The sequence below is a fragment of the Heyndrickxia sp. FSL W8-0423 genome, from assembly GCF_038009395.1.
Classification (GTDB): Bacteria; Bacillota; Bacilli; order Bacillales; family Bacillaceae_C; genus Heyndrickxia; species Heyndrickxia sporothermodurans.
In genome coordinates, this window is record NZ_JBBPBE010000001.1 from 940,336 (window position 1) to 956,836 (window position 16,501).

General features: G+C 35.8%; 14 protein-coding genes and 3 tRNA genes. All 17 read left to right on the forward strand.

Features of this window, described 5'->3' with window-relative positions; genetic code table 11:
- Window positions 1-231: 231 nt before the first annotated feature.
- The 17 genes from rpsF (at window position 232) to MKY81_RS04865 (ending at window position 16,433) form a co-directional block, all read left to right on the forward strand.
- Window positions 232-519, forward strand: a complete 288-nt coding sequence (gene rpsF, locus MKY81_RS04785) for a 30S ribosomal protein S6 (RefSeq protein ID WP_066235812.1) — start codon at window positions 232-234, stop codon at window positions 517-519.
- 64 nt (window positions 520-583) lie between these two features.
- Window positions 584-1,087, forward strand: coding sequence for a single-stranded DNA-binding protein (gene ssb, locus MKY81_RS04790; RefSeq protein ID WP_066235813.1), 504 nt, complete (start codon window positions 584-586; stop codon window positions 1,085-1,087).
- A gap of 32 nt (window positions 1,088-1,119) precedes the next feature.
- A complete protein-coding gene (rpsR, locus tag MKY81_RS04795) occupies window positions 1,120-1,356 on the forward strand; it encodes a 30S ribosomal protein S18 (protein ID WP_058005131.1) in 237 nt (78 codons plus the stop codon).
- A 191-nt stretch (window positions 1,357-1,547) separates the two neighbouring features.
- Window positions 1,548-3,563: a methyl-accepting chemotaxis protein gene (locus MKY81_RS04800; RefSeq protein WP_108072518.1), complete on the forward strand. Its 2,016-nt coding sequence runs from the start codon at window positions 1,548-1,550 to the stop codon at window positions 3,561-3,563.
- A 109-nt stretch (window positions 3,564-3,672) separates the two neighbouring features.
- Window positions 3,673-4,617, forward strand: a complete 945-nt coding sequence (locus tag MKY81_RS04805; protein WP_066235815.1) for a YybS family protein — start codon at window positions 3,673-3,675, stop codon at window positions 4,615-4,617.
- 67 nt (window positions 4,618-4,684) lie between these two features.
- Entirely contained in the window at window positions 4,685-6,658 is a 1,974-nt protein-coding gene (locus MKY81_RS04810) for a DHH family phosphoesterase (RefSeq protein WP_066235816.1), read from the forward strand.
- The gene (gene rplI / locus MKY81_RS04815) at window positions 6,655-7,104 is read left to right on the forward strand and encodes a 50S ribosomal protein L9 (RefSeq protein WP_066235817.1); all 450 of its coding nucleotides are present in this window, start codon (window positions 6,655-6,657) and stop codon (window positions 7,102-7,104) included. Before MKY81_RS04810 ends, rplI begins: the two co-directional genes overlap by 4 nt.
- A gap of 204 nt (window positions 7,105-7,308) precedes the next feature.
- On the forward strand, window positions 7,309-8,673 hold the full coding sequence (dnaB, locus tag MKY81_RS04820) for a replicative DNA helicase (protein WP_066235818.1): 1,365 nt from the start codon (window positions 7,309-7,311) through the stop codon (window positions 8,671-8,673).
- Between the two features lie 200 nt (window positions 8,674-8,873).
- Window positions 8,874-10,160: an adenylosuccinate synthase gene (locus MKY81_RS04825; protein WP_108072519.1), complete on the forward strand. Its 1,287-nt coding sequence runs from the start codon at window positions 8,874-8,876 to the stop codon at window positions 10,158-10,160.
- Between the two features lie 200 nt (window positions 10,161-10,360).
- A tRNA-Lys gene (locus MKY81_RS04830) sits at window positions 10,361-10,433 on the forward strand.
- A 30-nt stretch (window positions 10,434-10,463) separates the two neighbouring features.
- Window positions 10,464-10,540 (forward strand) — tRNA-Asp (locus MKY81_RS04835).
- An 8-nt stretch (window positions 10,541-10,548) separates the two neighbouring features.
- A tRNA-Phe gene (locus MKY81_RS04840) sits at window positions 10,549-10,621 on the forward strand.
- Between the two features lie 331 nt (window positions 10,622-10,952).
- A complete protein-coding gene (gene yycF / locus MKY81_RS04845; protein WP_066230906.1) occupies window positions 10,953-11,663 on the forward strand; it encodes a response regulator YycF in 711 nt (236 codons plus the stop codon).
- Window positions 11,664-11,667: 4 nt separating this feature from the next.
- A complete protein-coding gene (gene walK / locus MKY81_RS04850; protein WP_341116922.1) occupies window positions 11,668-13,482 on the forward strand; it encodes a cell wall metabolism sensor histidine kinase WalK in 1,815 nt (604 codons plus the stop codon).
- A complete protein-coding gene (locus MKY81_RS04855) occupies window positions 13,479-14,813 on the forward strand; it encodes a YycH family regulatory protein (RefSeq protein ID WP_328007506.1) in 1,335 nt (444 codons plus the stop codon). The genes walK and MKY81_RS04855 overlap by 4 nt, the downstream gene beginning before the upstream one ends.
- Window positions 14,800-15,633: a two-component system regulatory protein YycI gene (locus MKY81_RS04860; protein ID WP_341116926.1), complete on the forward strand. Its 834-nt coding sequence runs from the start codon at window positions 14,800-14,802 to the stop codon at window positions 15,631-15,633. Before MKY81_RS04855 ends, MKY81_RS04860 begins: the two co-directional genes overlap by 14 nt.
- A gap of 5 nt (window positions 15,634-15,638) precedes the next feature.
- The gene (locus MKY81_RS04865) at window positions 15,639-16,433 is read left to right on the forward strand and encodes an MBL fold metallo-hydrolase (protein WP_108072525.1); all 795 of its coding nucleotides are present in this window, start codon (window positions 15,639-15,641) and stop codon (window positions 16,431-16,433) included.
- Window positions 16,434-16,501 lie beyond the last annotated feature (68 nt).

The window sequence follows — 16,501 nt, forward strand, 5'->3', positions numbered from 1 at the left end:
TGCCTTTTTTTGTAAAAGATATTTTCAAAGGAAAAGTATGATAAACACTTTACGCGAACAAATGTTTGTGTTATGATAATTGAAACAAGATTGATATAAAAGATTGGACATCCGTTGCACATGGCTAGTTGATGTGCTATAATTACTACTTGTGAGTAATGAACGTATATTAAACATTGCTCCTTGCCCTTATTAAAAGGGCCGCATAGTCCATAAGGAGGTGACAGAAAGATGAAAAAGTACGAAATTATGTACATTATCCGTCCAAATATTGAGGATGAAGCTAAAAAAGCTCTCGTTGAACGTTTCGATAACGTTTTAACAACTCAAGGTGCGGAAATCATCGAATCTAAAGACTGGGGTAAGCGTCGTCTTGCGTATGAAATCGAAGACTTCCGTGATGGTTTTTACCGTCTCGTAACTGTAAATGCTAACCCAGAAGCGGTTCAAGAATTTGACCGTCTTGCTAAGATCAGTGGCGACATTATCCGTCACATCGTCATTAAAGAAGAAGAGTAATTATATAAATGATAGCTATGTTTCACGTGGAACATAGTTTTTAAAAAGGAAGGGGTTGATTCTGATGATGAACCGAGTCGTATTAGTAGGTCGATTAACGAAAGATCCAGACTTACGATATACTCCAAGTGGGGTTGCTGTTGCCACTTTTACTCTTGCTGTGAATCGTACGTTTACGAATCAACAAGGTGAAAGGGAAGCAGACTTTATTAATTGTGTAGTATGGCGTAAACCGGCGGAAAACGTTGCGAACTTCTTGAAAAAGGGAAGTCTAGCAGGTGTTGACGGTCGTTTGCAAACTCGTAATTATGAAGGACAAGATGGAAAACGCGTATATGTTACTGAAGTAGTGGCAGAAAGTGTTCAATTCCTAGAACCAAGAAATGCTAATGCTAACCCTAATCGTGGCGGCAACAATGATTTTTATGGCGGTGGTCAAGGAAATCAAAACACACCATTCAACCAAAATCAGAATCAACGAAACCAAGGATATACACGAGTAGATGAAGATCCATTTTCAAATGATGGTCAACCGATTGACATCTCAGATGATGATCTTCCATTCTAACGATAGCTAATTAAGAAATGGAGGGAAATAACATGGCAGGTGGACGCAGAGGCGGACGTAAACGTCGTAAAGTGTGTTACTTTACTTCTAACGGAATCACACATATCGACTACAAAGATGTAGATCTTTTGAAAAAGTTTATTTCTGAACGTGGAAAAATTCTTCCACGTCGTGTAACTGGAACAAGCGCAAAATACCAACGTAAATTAACGATTGCTATCAAACGCGCACGTACTATGGCTTTATTACCATACGTATCTGGTGAATAATAAGAAGAAAGAAAGCTATTGGTCTGTTTGACCAGTAGCTTTCTTTTTTTGCCTATTATGGCTTTGTGTAGGTTTTGGTAATTTGAATATTACAACAAATTCCGATTTTCTAAACTATTGATGAAATATGTCGAAATTAAAAGTAGTTTCAATATTATAGGGTAATCTTATAGGTAGGTGCTAAAAAGATAGTGTTTAAATCTATAAAATTTAAGTTTATTTTTGTTGTGACCATTTTGTTAATTGTTTCGTTTACAGCAATGATTGCAATTACAACATGGCAAGCGAGTAAAAAAACAAAAGAAAATGTCATTTCTGAAACAGATAGAATGGTTAATGAACTAAACTACTCAATCCAGTTGTATTTTAATCAATACGAAAAAAGCATTGAACAAATTAGTACGTATGAAAAGATTGGGGAATATGGTTATCAGGGACTTTCCATTAATAACAAAGAGAAGGGAAAGCAAGATGACCAAGTAATTAAAGACATATTAACAGGTTATTTAAATACATATAAGGAAGCAACTTCAACATACTTCGCAACAACAAATAAAAAAATTGTTGCTTTACCAAAAGCTAATTTATCAGCGGATGCGGATCCAACTACACAAAATTGGTATAAAAATGCGATTACCACCACAGGGAGAGTCGTTTGGACTGAACCATATAAAGATCCTGCAACAAATGAATATATTATTACCGCTTCAAAAGCTGTTATAAATAAAGGTATGATCGTTGGTGTAATTGGAGCAAATATTAAAATGTCTGAAATTACCAACCGGATATCTAATATGAAACTTGGATACAAAGGGATCCCGTTTATCGTCAATTCTGATGGAAAGTCAATTATATATAAAGATACACATGGCGAGGATTTAACAACGATTCCTTTTATTAAGCAAATGATGAAGGAAAATAAGGATAGAGGAATTATTAACTATCAAGAAGGCAAAAATAGCAAAGTGCTCGTATATAGTACTAATTTAACGAACCGTTGGAAAATAGGCGCAGTATACAATCAAGGTAATTTATTAGTTTTGGCAAAAGATTTACAAACGATTCTAATCATTATTGGTGTATCAACGCTTATCCTTTCAGTTATTGTGTTAGCATATGTTTCAATTCGTATTACTAAGCCGATAAAGAAATTAAAAGCGGCAATGGGCCAATTATCAGATGGGGATTTGCAAGCATACGCTAATGTAAATTCAAATGATGAAATTGGAGAGTTGGCGAATAGCTTTAACTCAATGATTGAAAAAATTAAACAAGTAATTATAGTTGTAAATGAGTCCATTTCAAAAGTTAGGGAATCAGCTGAAAACTTAAGTGCAAGTTCGGAAGAAACGAATGCGTCAAGTGAACAAATGGCACTAGCTGTAAATGAGATTGCCCAAGGCGCATCTAAATCAGCAGAGGATGCTGAAGTGGCCAATATTAATTCTACAAATTTAAGTTCACAAATTAATGATATTCATGAGAAATCTGAACAAATGAGTAATCTTGCCTTAAAAACAAATGAAATGAATCATTTAGGTATAAGTAAAATGCAAGATTTAAAGATTTCCTTTAATACAGCAGATCAATATATCCAATCGATGTCTTCAGTAGTTTTAGATTTATCGATGAAAATTAACTCAATTGAGACAGTAATTCAAACAATTACATCGATTGCCTCTCAAACGAATTTATTAGCATTAAATGCTAGTATCGAAGCGGCACGTGCCGGTGAGCACGGAAAGGGATTTGCGGTAGTAGCTGAAGAAGTTCGGCAGCTGGCAGAACAGTCAGTAAAGGCAACAGACCAAGTAAAGCAAACGATACTAAATATACAAGAAGGAACACATCATGTAGTAGATGAAATGAAGAAAACAAAGGAAACGTGGATGCAACAATCAGAAGTAGTTAATGAAACGAATCAAACCTTTGAGGAAATAACAAAGCTTATGAATGTTATGCAGCAATCAATCACTTCTGTATATAATGGGATACAAGAAGTATCTACTCATAAAGATGAGGTCGTAAATATTATCCAAAACATGGCGGCAATGTCAGAACAAACGGCTGCAGCATGTGAAGAAGTTGGCGCTTCGACGGATGAACAATTAAGAGCCATTCAATCTGTTGCGGAATTAGCCAGTAACTTAACGGAATTAAGCTATGATTTACAAAATGTAATTAGCCATTTTAAGTTGAATAGCTAATAAACAGGTTAATTGTTCTAATAAACAGTGTCTTTGAAGGGCACTGTTTTTTTTGTCTAGACTTCCTTCATATGGTAGTATAAACCTAATAGATACATGAGGTGAAAGAATGAAAAACACAAAAATGTTAACAGAAGGAGCTTTAATGCTCGCTGTTTTCACGATTTTACTTTTGATTTTCAACTATATCCCATTTTTGTCTTTAATTGCGGTTGCCTTTCTATTGTTACCGTTCATCCTCTATAGTGCTAAATATCCTTTAAAATATTCGTTTGTGTTATTAATTGGAGGAATTATTATTTCAGCATTAGTAGGAACATTGTTATTAATTCCGGTAGCAATCGCCTACGGTACGACAGGAATGGTTATCGGTTACAGCATTCAAAGGAAAAAGTCCAAAACATTTCTATACATAGCTGCAAGTATCATGTTTTTACTAAATACAATCGGTCAATATGTTGTTTCGGTCGTCTTTTTTAAGATAGACATTTTAAAAGACACAATCAAAATGGTCCGTGAATCAATGAATAAGTCCATGCAAATTTTTGAAGCAGTAGACAAAGGATCTTCTGATCAACTGATGGATCAATTCAATACCGTTCTGAATTCGTTTACAATTCTATTGCCGAGTCTGCTTGTAACTGCATCCTTCCTTATTATTTGGATATTGTTATCGATTAATTTGCCAATAGTTAGGCGTTTTCAAATCGATACTCCGAAGTGGAATTCATTTGGGGATTTACAATTACCAAGAAGCATATTATGGTATTATTTAATAACAATTATATTGACGCTTATTTTAAAGCCTGAACAAGGCAGTTTTGCAAACACAGCATTAGCTAACTTAAATTTTGTTTTACAATTATTAATGTTACTTCAAGGATTTTCTTTCCTTTATTTTTATAGCTATGAAAAAAAGTGGCCAAAAGCAATTCCGGTTTTGATTATTATTTTTTCATTTTTACTCTTCCCTCTTCAATATCTAGTAAGAATATTAGGTATAATGGATTTAGGGTTTAATTTACGACAAATAATTAAACGAAAATCATCATGACCCCTGTTTTGAATGATGGGAACGGAATAATCACTGGGAGTTTTGAATTAAATGGGAGAGAATAAACATGCCTTCATATTATAAAAATCGAATGGTACGTTATCCACTATATGGACTGCTGGCGGTTTCTTTAGCCCTTTTAGGACTCATTGCTTTTTACCATTGGTGGATTACGGTTATTGGGCTTCTACTGATAGGGACCTTGTTTTATCTAGCCCTTTTTCTTGAACAAAGGTCAAATAAAGCAACTCTTGAGTATATTTCCACCTTATCCCACCGAATAAAAAGGGTTGGTGAAGAGGCATTATTAGAAATGCCAATTGGAATTATGCTGATCAATGATGATTACTTTATTGAATGGACAAATCATTATATGGCTTCATGCTTTAATGAAGATACACTAGTCGGGGAATCATTATATGATGTTGCAGAAGATTTAGTTCCGTTAATTAAGCAAGAAGTAGATACTGAGCTAATATCATTAAATGGGCGAAAATACCGCGTTACCTTAAAACATAAGGAACGATTACTTTACTTTTTAGATGTTACAGAAATGGCTGAAGTTGTAAAACTGTATAATGAGGAAAGAACAGTTATTGCCATCATCTTTTTAGATAATTATGATGAAGTGACACAAGGAATGGATGACCAAACACGGAGTAGTCTCAATAGTTTAGTGACGTCAATTCTGAATAAATGGGCAACTGAGTACGGGATTTTTCTAAAAAGAGTGTCCGCTGAACGATTTATCGGTGTTTTTAATGAGAAAATTCTTAATGAGTTGGAAGAGAATAAATTCTCTATTTTAGATGAAGTACGTGAAACAACAACGAAGCAGAATATCCCGCTAACATTAAGTATTGGTATTGGTGCTGATGGACCAACCTTGCCTGATTTAGGTACTTTATCCCAATCAAGTTTGGACATAGCACTTGGCAGAGGGGGAGATCAAGTAGCCATTAAGCAAATGAATGGAAAAGTGAAGTTTTATGGCGGGAAGACAAACCCGATGGAAAAGCGTACAAGAGTACGTGCACGAGTGATTTCTCATGCATTAAAAGAATTGATGATTGAGAGCGATAAAGTTTTTGTAATGGGGCATAAATTTCCTGATATGGACGCCGTTGGATCAGCTATCGGTGTACGTAAAGTAGCGGAAATGAATCAAATAGAAGGTTATATTGTTATCAATTTTTCTGAGATTGATACCGGGGTAAAGCGATTAATTGATGAAGTGAAGCAATATCCGGATTTATATTCTCGCTTTATTTCACCGGAAGACGCAATGGAAATGGCGACGGAAGAGTCCCTACTGGTCATTGTGGATACGCATAAGCCGTCCTTTGTCATCGAAGAAAAACTCATTAAGAGGATGGATAATATTGTTGTTATCGACCATCATCGACGCGGTGAGGATTTTATAAAAAATCCACTTTTAGTGTATATGGAACCATATGCTTCTTCCACTGCCGAACTTGTCACTGAGTTATTAGAATACCAACCAAAAAATGAAAAAATTAATATGCTTGAAGCAACAGCCCTATTAGCCGGAATAATCGTTGATACAAAAAGCTTCACGTTAAGAACGGGCTCAAGAACATTCGATGCTGCTTCCTATTTACGTGCCCAAGGTGCAGATACTATCTTAGTCCAGAAGTTCTTGAAAGAAGATTTGGAAACGTATATTAAACGGTCAAAATTAATTGAGAGTGTAAAATTTTCTCGTGATGGAATCGCTATTGGAAAAGGTACCGATGAAGAGATTTATAATTCGGTATTAATTGCACAAGCTGCAGACACTCTACTAACAATGGATGGAGTACAGGCATCTTTCGTTATTTCTAAACGATCAGAAGAAGAGATAGGAATAAGCGCACGTTCATTAGGAAAAGTAAATGTTCAAATTATAATGGAAAGTCTAGGCGGCGGTGGTCATTTGTCGAATGCCGCCACGCAACTTCAAAACACGACAATTGCAGAAGCAGAAAAGGCGCTGTTGAAAGCAATAGATGATTATTTAGAAGGGAGACAGCAATCATGAAAGTAATTTTTTTAAAAGATGTTAAAGGAAAAGGAAAAAAGGGAGAAACAAAAAATGTAGCGGATGGATATGCTCACAACTTTTTACTTAAGCAAGGATTGGCTGTAGAGGCAACTCCAGGAAATTTAAAAGGTCTCGATGCACAAAAGAAAAAGGAACAGCAATTAGCTGCAGAAGAGCTTCAAGAAGCGAAAAAGTTGAAAGAAAAACTAGAACAAATTACTGTAGAATTGAAAGCAAAATCTGGTACAGGTGGTCGCCTTTTCGGTTCGATTACAAGCAAACAAATTTCAGAGGAATTAAAAAAGGCACACGATATTAAAATTGATAAACGCAAAATAGAAATGGACGATGCCATTCGTACTCTAGGGGTTACTAAAGTACCTGTTAAACTTCATTCTGAAGTAACAGCAACATTAAATGTCCATGTAAAAGAAGAAAAATAAAAACACGTCTTGTTAAATTTGCCAGCTTCACAAGAAATAACTTCGTGATAAAATAGTTAAGTAAGGTGAATGTTTGATATGACAATCTCTCTTTTAAGAGTGGAAATAAAGAAAGAATTAAATGTGATCGAATATAATTGATCACTTTTTTTCTATGGATTTATTTTGAGTATGTATAGCTCATAAATGGGAGGTTTTATTTCAATGAGTGATTTATTTGCGGATCGCATGCCGCCTCAAAATATAGAAGCAGAACAAGCAGTTATAGGGGCTATCTTTTTGGAACCATCTTCATTGATCTTGGCCTCGGAAACATTGATTCCGGAGGATTTTTATCGCAGTGCTCATCAAAAGATATTTAGTGTTTTTTTAAAGCTAAATGATGAGGGCAAAGCGGTTGATCTAGTTACAGTTACTGAAGAACTAGCTGCTGCTAAACAATTAGAAGATGTTGGTGGTATATCGTATTTAAGTGAAGTAGCTGCATCTGTTCCAACAGCAGCAAATATTGAATATTATGCGAGAATTGTAGAAGAGAAATCTCTCTTGCGCCGATTAATTCGAACGGCAACAACGATTGCCCAGGAAGGTTATTCTCGTGAAGATGAAGTAGATGCATTGTTAAATGAGGCTGAAAAAAGCATTATGGAAGTTGCCCAACGGAAAAATGCGGGTTCCTTTCATAATATTAAAGATGTGCTTGTAAGAACCTATGATAATATTGAATTACTGCATAACCGTGTTGGCGATATTACTGGGATTCCTACTGGCTTCACCGAGCTTGATCGGATGACGGCAGGTTTCCAACGGAATGATTTAATTATTGTCGCTGCACGTCCTTCAGTAGGTAAAACGGCTTTTGCTTTAAACATTGCCCAAAATGTCGGAACAAAGGCTGGCGAAAATGTGGCAATTTTTAGTCTCGAGATGGGAGCGGAACAATTAGTAATGCGTATGCTCTGTGCAGAAGGGAATATTAATGCGCAAAACTTGCGGACCGGTTCATTAACCGACGAAGACTGGCGAAAGCTGACGATGGCGATGGGAAGTCTTTCGAATTCAGGTATTTTTATTGATGATACGCCAGGTATTCGGATTAGCGAGATCCGCTCCAAGTGTCGAAGGTTAAAGCAAGAACATGGTCTCGGAATGATATTAATTGATTATTTGCAGTTGATCCAAGGGAATGGCCGTTCAGGTGAAAACCGACAACAGGAAGTTTCCGAAATTTCACGTTCGTTAAAAGCACTCGCACGTGAGTTAGAAGTTCCGGTTATCGCCCTCTCTCAGCTTTCTCGTGGTGTTGAACAACGTCAGGATAAGCGTCCGATGATGTCAGATATCCGTGAATCAGGAAGTATTGAGCAAGACGCGGATATTGTTGCCTTCCTTTATCGGGACGATTATTATGATAAGGAAAGTGAAAACAAAAATATTATCGAAATCATAATTGCTAAACAGCGTAATGGCCCAGTTGGAACCGTATCATTAGCTTTTGTAAAAGAATATAATAAGTTTGTTAATTTGGAACGTCGATTTGATGATGCTCAAGTTCCGGCGGGAGCTTAAGAAGATTTCTGAATTAATAATAGTAGATAAAGAGAATTGGAGTTTACCAGTTCTCTTTTTTTATATTTTACATAATTACGAATAAAGTAGATTAAACACCTACTAAATGTTCGTGTTTGGATTGACTTTTTTATATAAATTGTTAAAATAAGTAGGGTATAAAATATAGAACGTAAAAATTATTTGGAGGTGCCTTATTAATGTCATCAGTAGTTGTTGTCGGAACACAATGGGGCGATGAAGGAAAAGGAAAGATTACAGACTTTCTTTCTGAAAATGCAGAAGTCATTGCACGATACCAAGGCGGAAATAATGCGGGTCACACGATTCGTTTTAATGGTGAAACATATAAATTACACTTAATTCCATCTGGGATTTTTTATAAAGAAAAGATCAGTGTTATCGGAAATGGTTTGGTGGTTGATCCGAAAGCGCTTGTTCAAGAATTAAAAGGATTGCACGAAAGAGGAATTTCCACAGATAATTTACGAATTAGTAATCGTGCACATGTAATACTTCCTTATCATTTGAAAATTGATGAGATGGATGAGGAACGAAAAGGTGCGAATAAAATAGGTACGACGAAAAAAGGAATTGGACCAGCCTATATGGATAAAGCTGCTCGTGTTGGTATTCGTATGGCTGATCTTCTTGATCGAGAAATATTTGAAGAGAAATTGGCTCGTAATTTAGAAGAGAAAAACCGTTTATTGGAACGTTTCTATGAAACGAATGGATTTTCATTAGAGGAAATTTTGGATGAATACTATGAGTACGGACAACAAATTAAGCAATATGTTTGTGATACGTCTGTTGTTTTAAATGATGCTTTAGATGAAGGGCGCCGTGTTCTATTTGAAGGGGCACAAGGAGTTATGTTGGATATTGACCAAGGTACATATCCGTTTGTTACATCATCCAATCCAATTGCCGGTGGAGTAACAATCGGTTCCGGTGTTGGTCCGACAAAAATTAATCATGTAGTCGGTGTAGCAAAAGCATATACTTCTCGTGTAGGAGATGGTCCATTCCCTACCGAATTACATGACGATATAGGCAATCAAATCCGTGAAGTTGGTCGTGAATATGGGACAACGACAGGACGACCAAGACGTGTTGGTTGGTTCGACAGTGTTGTTGTTCGCCATGCACGTCGTGTTAGTGGAATTACAGACCTTTCCCTTAATTCCATTGATGTATTAACGGGTATTGAAACAGTTAAAATTTGTACATCTTATCGATATAAAGATACAGTTATTGAAGAGTTTCCGGCAAATCTAAATATTTTAGCTGAATGTGAACCAATCTATGAAGAGCTGCCGGGTTGGACGGAAGATATTACAAGCTGCAAAACATTAGAAGAGTTACCAGCAAATGCTCGTCACTATTTAGAACGCGTTTCACAGTTAACAGGAATTCCATTGTCCGTCTTCTCTGTTGGACCTGACCGTTCACAAACAAATGTTGTTAATAGTGTTTGGAGATAAATGAGGAAATGAGGATGAATTTTTGATCATCCTCATTTTTTATTGTAATCAGTCCTACAAAGTTATCCTGCAACGTCTAGCTAAAGCTAAGCAAGGAGCTTTTAGCTTTTCTATTTTTTTTACGAAATTTGCCGAAAGTTGTTGCTTTATGAAATAATGTTATGGTAATATAAAATACGTTGTTACGAAATATTAAGTTCGAGCCATTAGCTCAGTCGGTAGAGCATCTGACTTTTAATCAGAGGGTCGAAGGTTCGAGTCCTTCATGGCTCATCCTTCAAATATTTTTTAATAATAATATTTGGTCCGGTAGTTCAGCTGGTTAGAATGCCTGCCTGTCACGCAGGAGGTCGCGGGTTCGAGTCCCGTCCGGACCGCCATTCCAATTGGCTCGGTAGCTCAGTCGGTAGAGCAATGGACTGAAAATCCATGTGTCGGCGGTTCGATTCCGTCCCGAGCCATCATCAAAAAGCACTGCGATGACATAAGACTCTCGCAATGCTTTTTTATTTATACAATTCTTTTCGACAATTTCCCCCTTCATTTTCTTTAATTATTCAAGACAATTAAAATACTATTAATAGATGATAAAAATGCCTCTAGCAAAGTCTAGAGCTTTTTGCTATTTATATAAAAGGAATTTGGAAGAGTTGGAAAAAAACAATTATCCTTAAAAGATGAATTCACGTATAGAACATGTTACAGTAAAATAGAGGTAGTGGATAATTTTTGCCGTATTACAATACATTATAATTAAAATCAATTTTATTTGAATATAAAGGGAGTAATAACATGGATAAAAAAATATTGGTCGTTGATGATGAGAAACCAATTGCTGATATCCTTCAGTTTAATTTAAAGAAAGAAGGATACACCGTTTACTGTGCATATGACGGTGAAGAAGCAATTAGAATGGTCGAGGAAATCAACCCTGATTTATTAATATTAGACATTATGCTACCAAAGCGTGATGGAATTGAAGTATGTAGAGAAGTTAGAAAAAAATATGAAATGCCGATTGTCATGCTTACAGCTAAGGACTCAGAGATCGATAAAATTATCGGCTTAGAGCTCGGAGCGGATGATTATGTAACGAAGCCTTTTAGCACAAGAGAATTAATCGCGCGTGTGAAAGCGAATTTGCGACGCCATCAACAAGTCGCAGCCGTAGCGGACGAAGAAGAGAAAAGCAATGAAATTACAATTGGATCATTAGTTATTCACCCAGATGCATACATCGTTTCTAAACGTGGGGAAACGATAGAGTTAACACATCGGGAATTTGAGTTACTATATTATTTAGCTCAACATATCGGTCAAGTGATGACGAGAGAACATTTGCTGCAAACGGTTTGGGGATATGACTATTACGGAGACGTCCGAACAGTTGATGTTACTGTAAGACGTTTAAGAGAAAAAGTAGAGGATAATCCAAGTCATCCTGCGTGGATCGTTACACGCCGTGGAGTAGGCTACTATTTGCGTAATCCCGAACAGGAGTAATGTGATGAAGAAGGTTGGTTTTTTTCAGTCAATCCATTTAAAGTTCGTCTTAATTTTTCTTTTATTAACATTAGTATCAATGGAGATTATCGGAGTCTATTTTGTTAATAAATTAGAGGAAAAACTACAAGAAAACTTTATGAGCTCCATTAAGGGGAGAGTGACCAGTTTAGGATACTTTATTCGTGAGGCGATGAGCACAGAGGAAACGAATGAAGATAGCAGAAAAAAAATACAAGATATATTAAAAGACAATGCACGCGCAGAGATTGAGGAAATACGTTTAATTGATAGTAATAATGTCATTCTCGCTACTTCTGATACAGGTGATCAAGGAATTGTCGGACAAAAGGCAATAGATAATAACGTGAAAAGGGCGATAAATTCCGGAAATACATGGAGCAAGCGTTTTGTTGATAACTCGGGAAAGCGTATTTGGGTTTTAATTAATCCTATTAAATTAAGCAGCAATGAAACTGGCTATATTTATATCGTAGGTAAGATTGAATCAGTATATAAAGAAATCAATGAAATTAATTCAATTTTTACCAAAGGTACTGCGATCGCTATGGTTATTACAGCAATCCTTGGGATTGTACTAGCTCAAACAATTACAAGGCCAATTTCCGATATGCGAAGGCAGGCATTGGCAATGGCGAAAGGAAATTTCTCCAGAAAAGTGAAAGTGTACGGAAACGATGAGATAGGGCAACTAGCATATAGTTTTAATCATATGACGAAAAAGCTTCAAGAATCTCAGGCAACAACCGAGGGAGAACGAAGAAAACTTTCCTCCATTCTTTCCCATATGACGGACGGTGTGATCGCCACTGATCGAAGAGGAAAAATCATTTTAATTAATGAGCCTGCAGCGGATATGCTAGATGTTTCACGTGAAACAGTCCTTTCCAAAGAGCTTGTTTCCCTACTAAAAATTGAGGACCTCCACCATTTTGAAGATTTACTGAATGAACAGGACTCGGTTATTTTGGATTATAGTAAAAAGGATGAACCGTATATTTTGCGTGCTAGTTTTTCCGTTATTCAAAGTGAAACGGGATTTGTTAGCGGGTTAATAACTGTATTACACGATATTACCGAGCAAGAAAAAATTGATATGGAACGAAGAGAGTTCGTATCAAATGTTTCCCATGAATTAAGAACGCCGCTTACAACGATGAGAAGTTATTTAGAGGCATTAGCTGACGGAGCTTGGGAAGATAAAGAAATTGCACCAAGATTTTTAACAGTTACGCAAAATGAAACGGAAAGAATGATTCGCCTTGTCAATGACTTGTTGAAACTATCAAAAATGGACAGCAGAGACTATCAATTAAATAAAGAATGGGTTAATATCATTGAATATTTCCACCATGTCATTGATCGTTTCGAAATGGCAAAAGAGCAAAATGTAACGTTTAAACGAAAGCTTCCTAACGCGGATTTATTTGTCGAGGTTGATTTAGATAAATTGACTCAAGTGCTAGATAATATTATTTCAAATGCATTAAAATATTCACCTGAAGGCGGGCAAATAACATTTAGAGCTCGTGAACTTAATGAAATGATTGAACTAAGTATTTCCGATCAAGGAATGGGAATTCCTAAAGATAATCTGAAGAAGATTTTTGAACGCTTTTACCGCGTTGATAAAGCGAGAACTAGAAAAATGGGCGGTTCTGGACTTGGACTAGCAATTGCCAAGGAAATGGTTGAAGCACATGGTGGGGAAATATGGGCTAGAAGTGAAGAAGGAAAAGGGACAACGATCTATTTAACACTTCCATATGATCGTTCTCAAGAGGATGAATGGTTATGAAATATGAAACGTTGAAAACAATATTGTTAATCTTTCTAGTCGCCATCAGTATTTATTTAACATGGAGTTTGTGGACGTTCCAAGTAAATTATGAAACCATTAGAAATACAGAAACACCTGATACAGAAAATGTTGAACCAAAGGAACTAAAGGAAATCATTAAACCGATGAAAATTTTCCTTCATGATAATGATTTATATAGTGGAACAACAGAAGAAACAGAAATTGATCGGATTATGAATGAAATTGGGAGCTTTAAGTTTTATGAGATTGGAGCTGCCAAGAGTTATAGAGACAATGACTGGCAAAAGATTATACACGGATCAAAAAAATTAGAACTTTATTTTTCAGATTTGATCCCTTTTGATACATTTAAAGGTGTTATTCATGTCAGTGACAAAAAGGTTCCTACTGAAGAGTTTAACCAAATGGTGATTGATATTTCAAATCCGGCCCAGAAGGTTGCATCCGTATATTTTATTAATACAAAGGCGAAACGAGTGTTTAGTGGATCTGCTAGCTATACTGGTCTACAAGCCTTTGTAAATAAAATTAACAATAAAAAGGATCTGTACGAACCATATCACGTGTACAAGTTAAATAATAAAAAGGAAATTTTATTACCTACATCCGTACAAACTGTTACAAGATATAGTTATTTGTGGGATAAAAATGATTTATCAATCGTAGAAAATTTCAAAAATGCTTTATTCCCTGTACCCAAGATTGTAGAAAAAAGCCAGGAAGGCAGCAATATAGAATATCAAGATGGGACAAGTTTTATGAGGGCGAATTTAGATCGTGGTTCAATAGATTTCTTTAATCCAAGTGAAAGCCCGGGGATTTTTATTCGCATTAAAAATCTAATTAGGCAGAGCAATGACTTTGTTAATAATAATGGTGGATGGAAAGATGATTTTCGCTACTTTAGTACGGATCCAAATAAAAATCAAGTGGTTTTTCGTCTTTTCAAAAATGGAATCCCTGTATTTAATACGAAATATCCAGACCATATAGCGGATGCAACACTCAATTGGGGAGACGCCCAAATCATTTATGAATATGAAAGACCATATATCAACTTTTCATCCCTCGTACCTATAGATAATGGAGAAGTAAAACTTCCTTCTACTGATATGGTGTTGGGATACTTAGAAAAGCTTGATATTGATCAACAAAAAATTAATAATTTATCGGTTGGATATCAGTTAGACTATGATTCTAAGCGGAAGGTGCTAACTTTTGAACCGATATGGTATTATGAGTATGACGGTAAATGGCTGCCATTGATGTCTGAGGATATTAAGGGGGAGCAGCATGGATTGGAATAAAACAAAAACAATGTTTATCATTGTCTTCTTAATTCTTGATATCTTTTTATTTGTCCAGTTTTCTAGACAATATAGTGATAGCAAAATTGAGCAACTAAAGGAAGATCCTTCATTAGAGGATCGGTTAAAGGATGCGGAGATTACTTATAATATAAGCTTTCCTTCTGAATCAATTAAAGTTCAGTATATAAGCGCAAAAACAAAGAAGTTTACCGAAAAAGAAATAAAAGAATTAGTTAATCAAACGGTAACAATTGGGCCAAATAAAACGTCTTTATTTTCTACCTTTAAAAAGCCAGAAAAACTAAACTCCAGCTTCGACCCGATTCAATTAGAAACATTTATATCGGAAAATATGTTGTATGGTAATCAATATAAATATTGGGAATACGACAAAGATAAAAATGTAATTATATTTTATCAGACATATGAAGATAAACAGTTTTTCAAAAATGATAGTGGTCAGTTGGTGTTAATTCTGAACGATAAAAATGAAGTTGTTTCGTATAAACAAACAATTTTAGAAAAGATGGAAAAAAGAGGCGGAGAAAAGGCACTGCCGATTATGACAGCGATCGGCAATCTTTATGCCAAGAATATGATTTTTGCTAAAAGTGAAGTTGTAAAAGCAGAATTAGGTTATTATACATTAATTCCACAAACGGAATCACAAATGCTTGTACCTACTTGGCATTTTGTCGTTAAGCATGGCAAGGTCGCTGATGACCTATTTGTAAATGCCATAGATGGTCGCGTAATCCCGAAAAATGATAAAGAAACTGAAACTGGAACTGGAACTGAAACTGAAACATTGGAGTGAAAAGAATGTCATTGCATTTTAGTGTACTTGCCAGTGGAAGTACAGGAAATGCGACATATGTTGAAACAGAAAATCATTCATTTTTAGTCGATGCTGGATTTAGCGGCAAACAAATGGAAGCCTTGTTTCAAAAAATTGATCGCAAACCGGAAAACTTAGACGGAATTCTTGTTACCCATGAACATAGTGACCATATTAAAGGTGTTGGAATTCTAGCACGTAAATATAAATTACCGATCTACGCAAATGAAAAAACGTGGAAAGCGATGGATAATCTCATTGGTGTTATCCCAGTCGAGCAAAAGTTTACATTTGATATGGAAACAGTCAAAACCTTTGGTTCGCTTGATATTGAATCGTTTGGCGTTTCTCACGATGCCGCCGAACCGATGTTTTATGTGTTTAGAAATGGATCAAAAAAGCTTGTCGTAATTACTGATACAGGATATGTCAGTGATCGAATGAAAGGCACCATTTCAAATGCGGATGTATTTATTTTTGAAAGCAATCATGATGTCCAAATGCTGCGTATGGGTAAATATCCTTGGAGTATTAAACGACGTATTCTAAGTGATGTCGGACATGTATCGAATGAGGACGCAGCAATCGCAATGAGTGAAGTAATCGGTGATGCTACGAAGCGAATTTACCTTGCCCATTTAAGTCTTGATAATAATATGAAAGATTTAGCGAGAATGAGTGTTGCTCAGACGTTGGAAGCACGTGGAATGGGAATTGGTCACCAATTTGATTTATTTGATACCGATCCAAAAATTCCAACTCCACTGACTGCAGTATAAAAAATAGGGTAAAGGTTCTTTACATAAAGGATTTTTGCCCTTTTTGCATTGGAAATTGATTAAAAAGA

Excerpts from the sequence above, each read along its gene's own strand:
- MKY81_RS04865 (WP_108072525.1), top strand. The coding sequence starts at position 15,639 with ATGTCATTGCATTTTAGTGTACTTGCCAGTGGAAGTACAGGAAATGCG.
- MKY81_RS04805 (WP_066235815.1), top strand. The coding sequence starts at position 3,673 with ATGAAAAACACAAAAATGTTAACAGAAGGAGCTTTAATGCTCGCTGTT.
- MKY81_RS04855 (WP_328007506.1), top strand. The coding sequence starts at position 13,479 with ATGAAATATGAAACGTTGAAAACAATATTGTTAATCTTTCTAGTCGCC.
- rplI (WP_066235817.1), top strand. The coding sequence starts at position 6,655 with ATGAAAGTAATTTTTTTAAAAGATGTTAAAGGAAAAGGAAAAAAGGGA.
- dnaB (WP_066235818.1), top strand. The coding sequence starts at position 7,309 with ATGAGTGATTTATTTGCGGATCGCATGCCGCCTCAAAATATAGAAGCA.
- rpsF (WP_066235812.1), top strand. The coding sequence starts at position 232 with ATGAAAAAGTACGAAATTATGTACATTATCCGTCCAAATATTGAGGAT.
- MKY81_RS04825 (WP_108072519.1), top strand. The coding sequence starts at position 8,874 with ATGTCATCAGTAGTTGTTGTCGGAACACAATGGGGCGATGAAGGAAAA.
- MKY81_RS04860 (WP_341116926.1), top strand. The coding sequence starts at position 14,800 with ATGGATTGGAATAAAACAAAAACAATGTTTATCATTGTCTTCTTAATT.
- rpsR (WP_058005131.1), top strand. The coding sequence starts at position 1,120 with ATGGCAGGTGGACGCAGAGGCGGACGTAAACGTCGTAAAGTGTGTTAC.
- walK (WP_341116922.1), top strand. The coding sequence starts at position 11,668 with ATGAAGAAGGTTGGTTTTTTTCAGTCAATCCATTTAAAGTTCGTCTTA.
- yycF (WP_066230906.1), top strand. The coding sequence starts at position 10,953 with ATGGATAAAAAAATATTGGTCGTTGATGATGAGAAACCAATTGCTGAT.
- ssb (WP_066235813.1), top strand. The coding sequence starts at position 584 with ATGATGAACCGAGTCGTATTAGTAGGTCGATTAACGAAAGATCCAGAC.
- MKY81_RS04810 (WP_066235816.1), top strand. The coding sequence starts at position 4,685 with ATGCCTTCATATTATAAAAATCGAATGGTACGTTATCCACTATATGGA.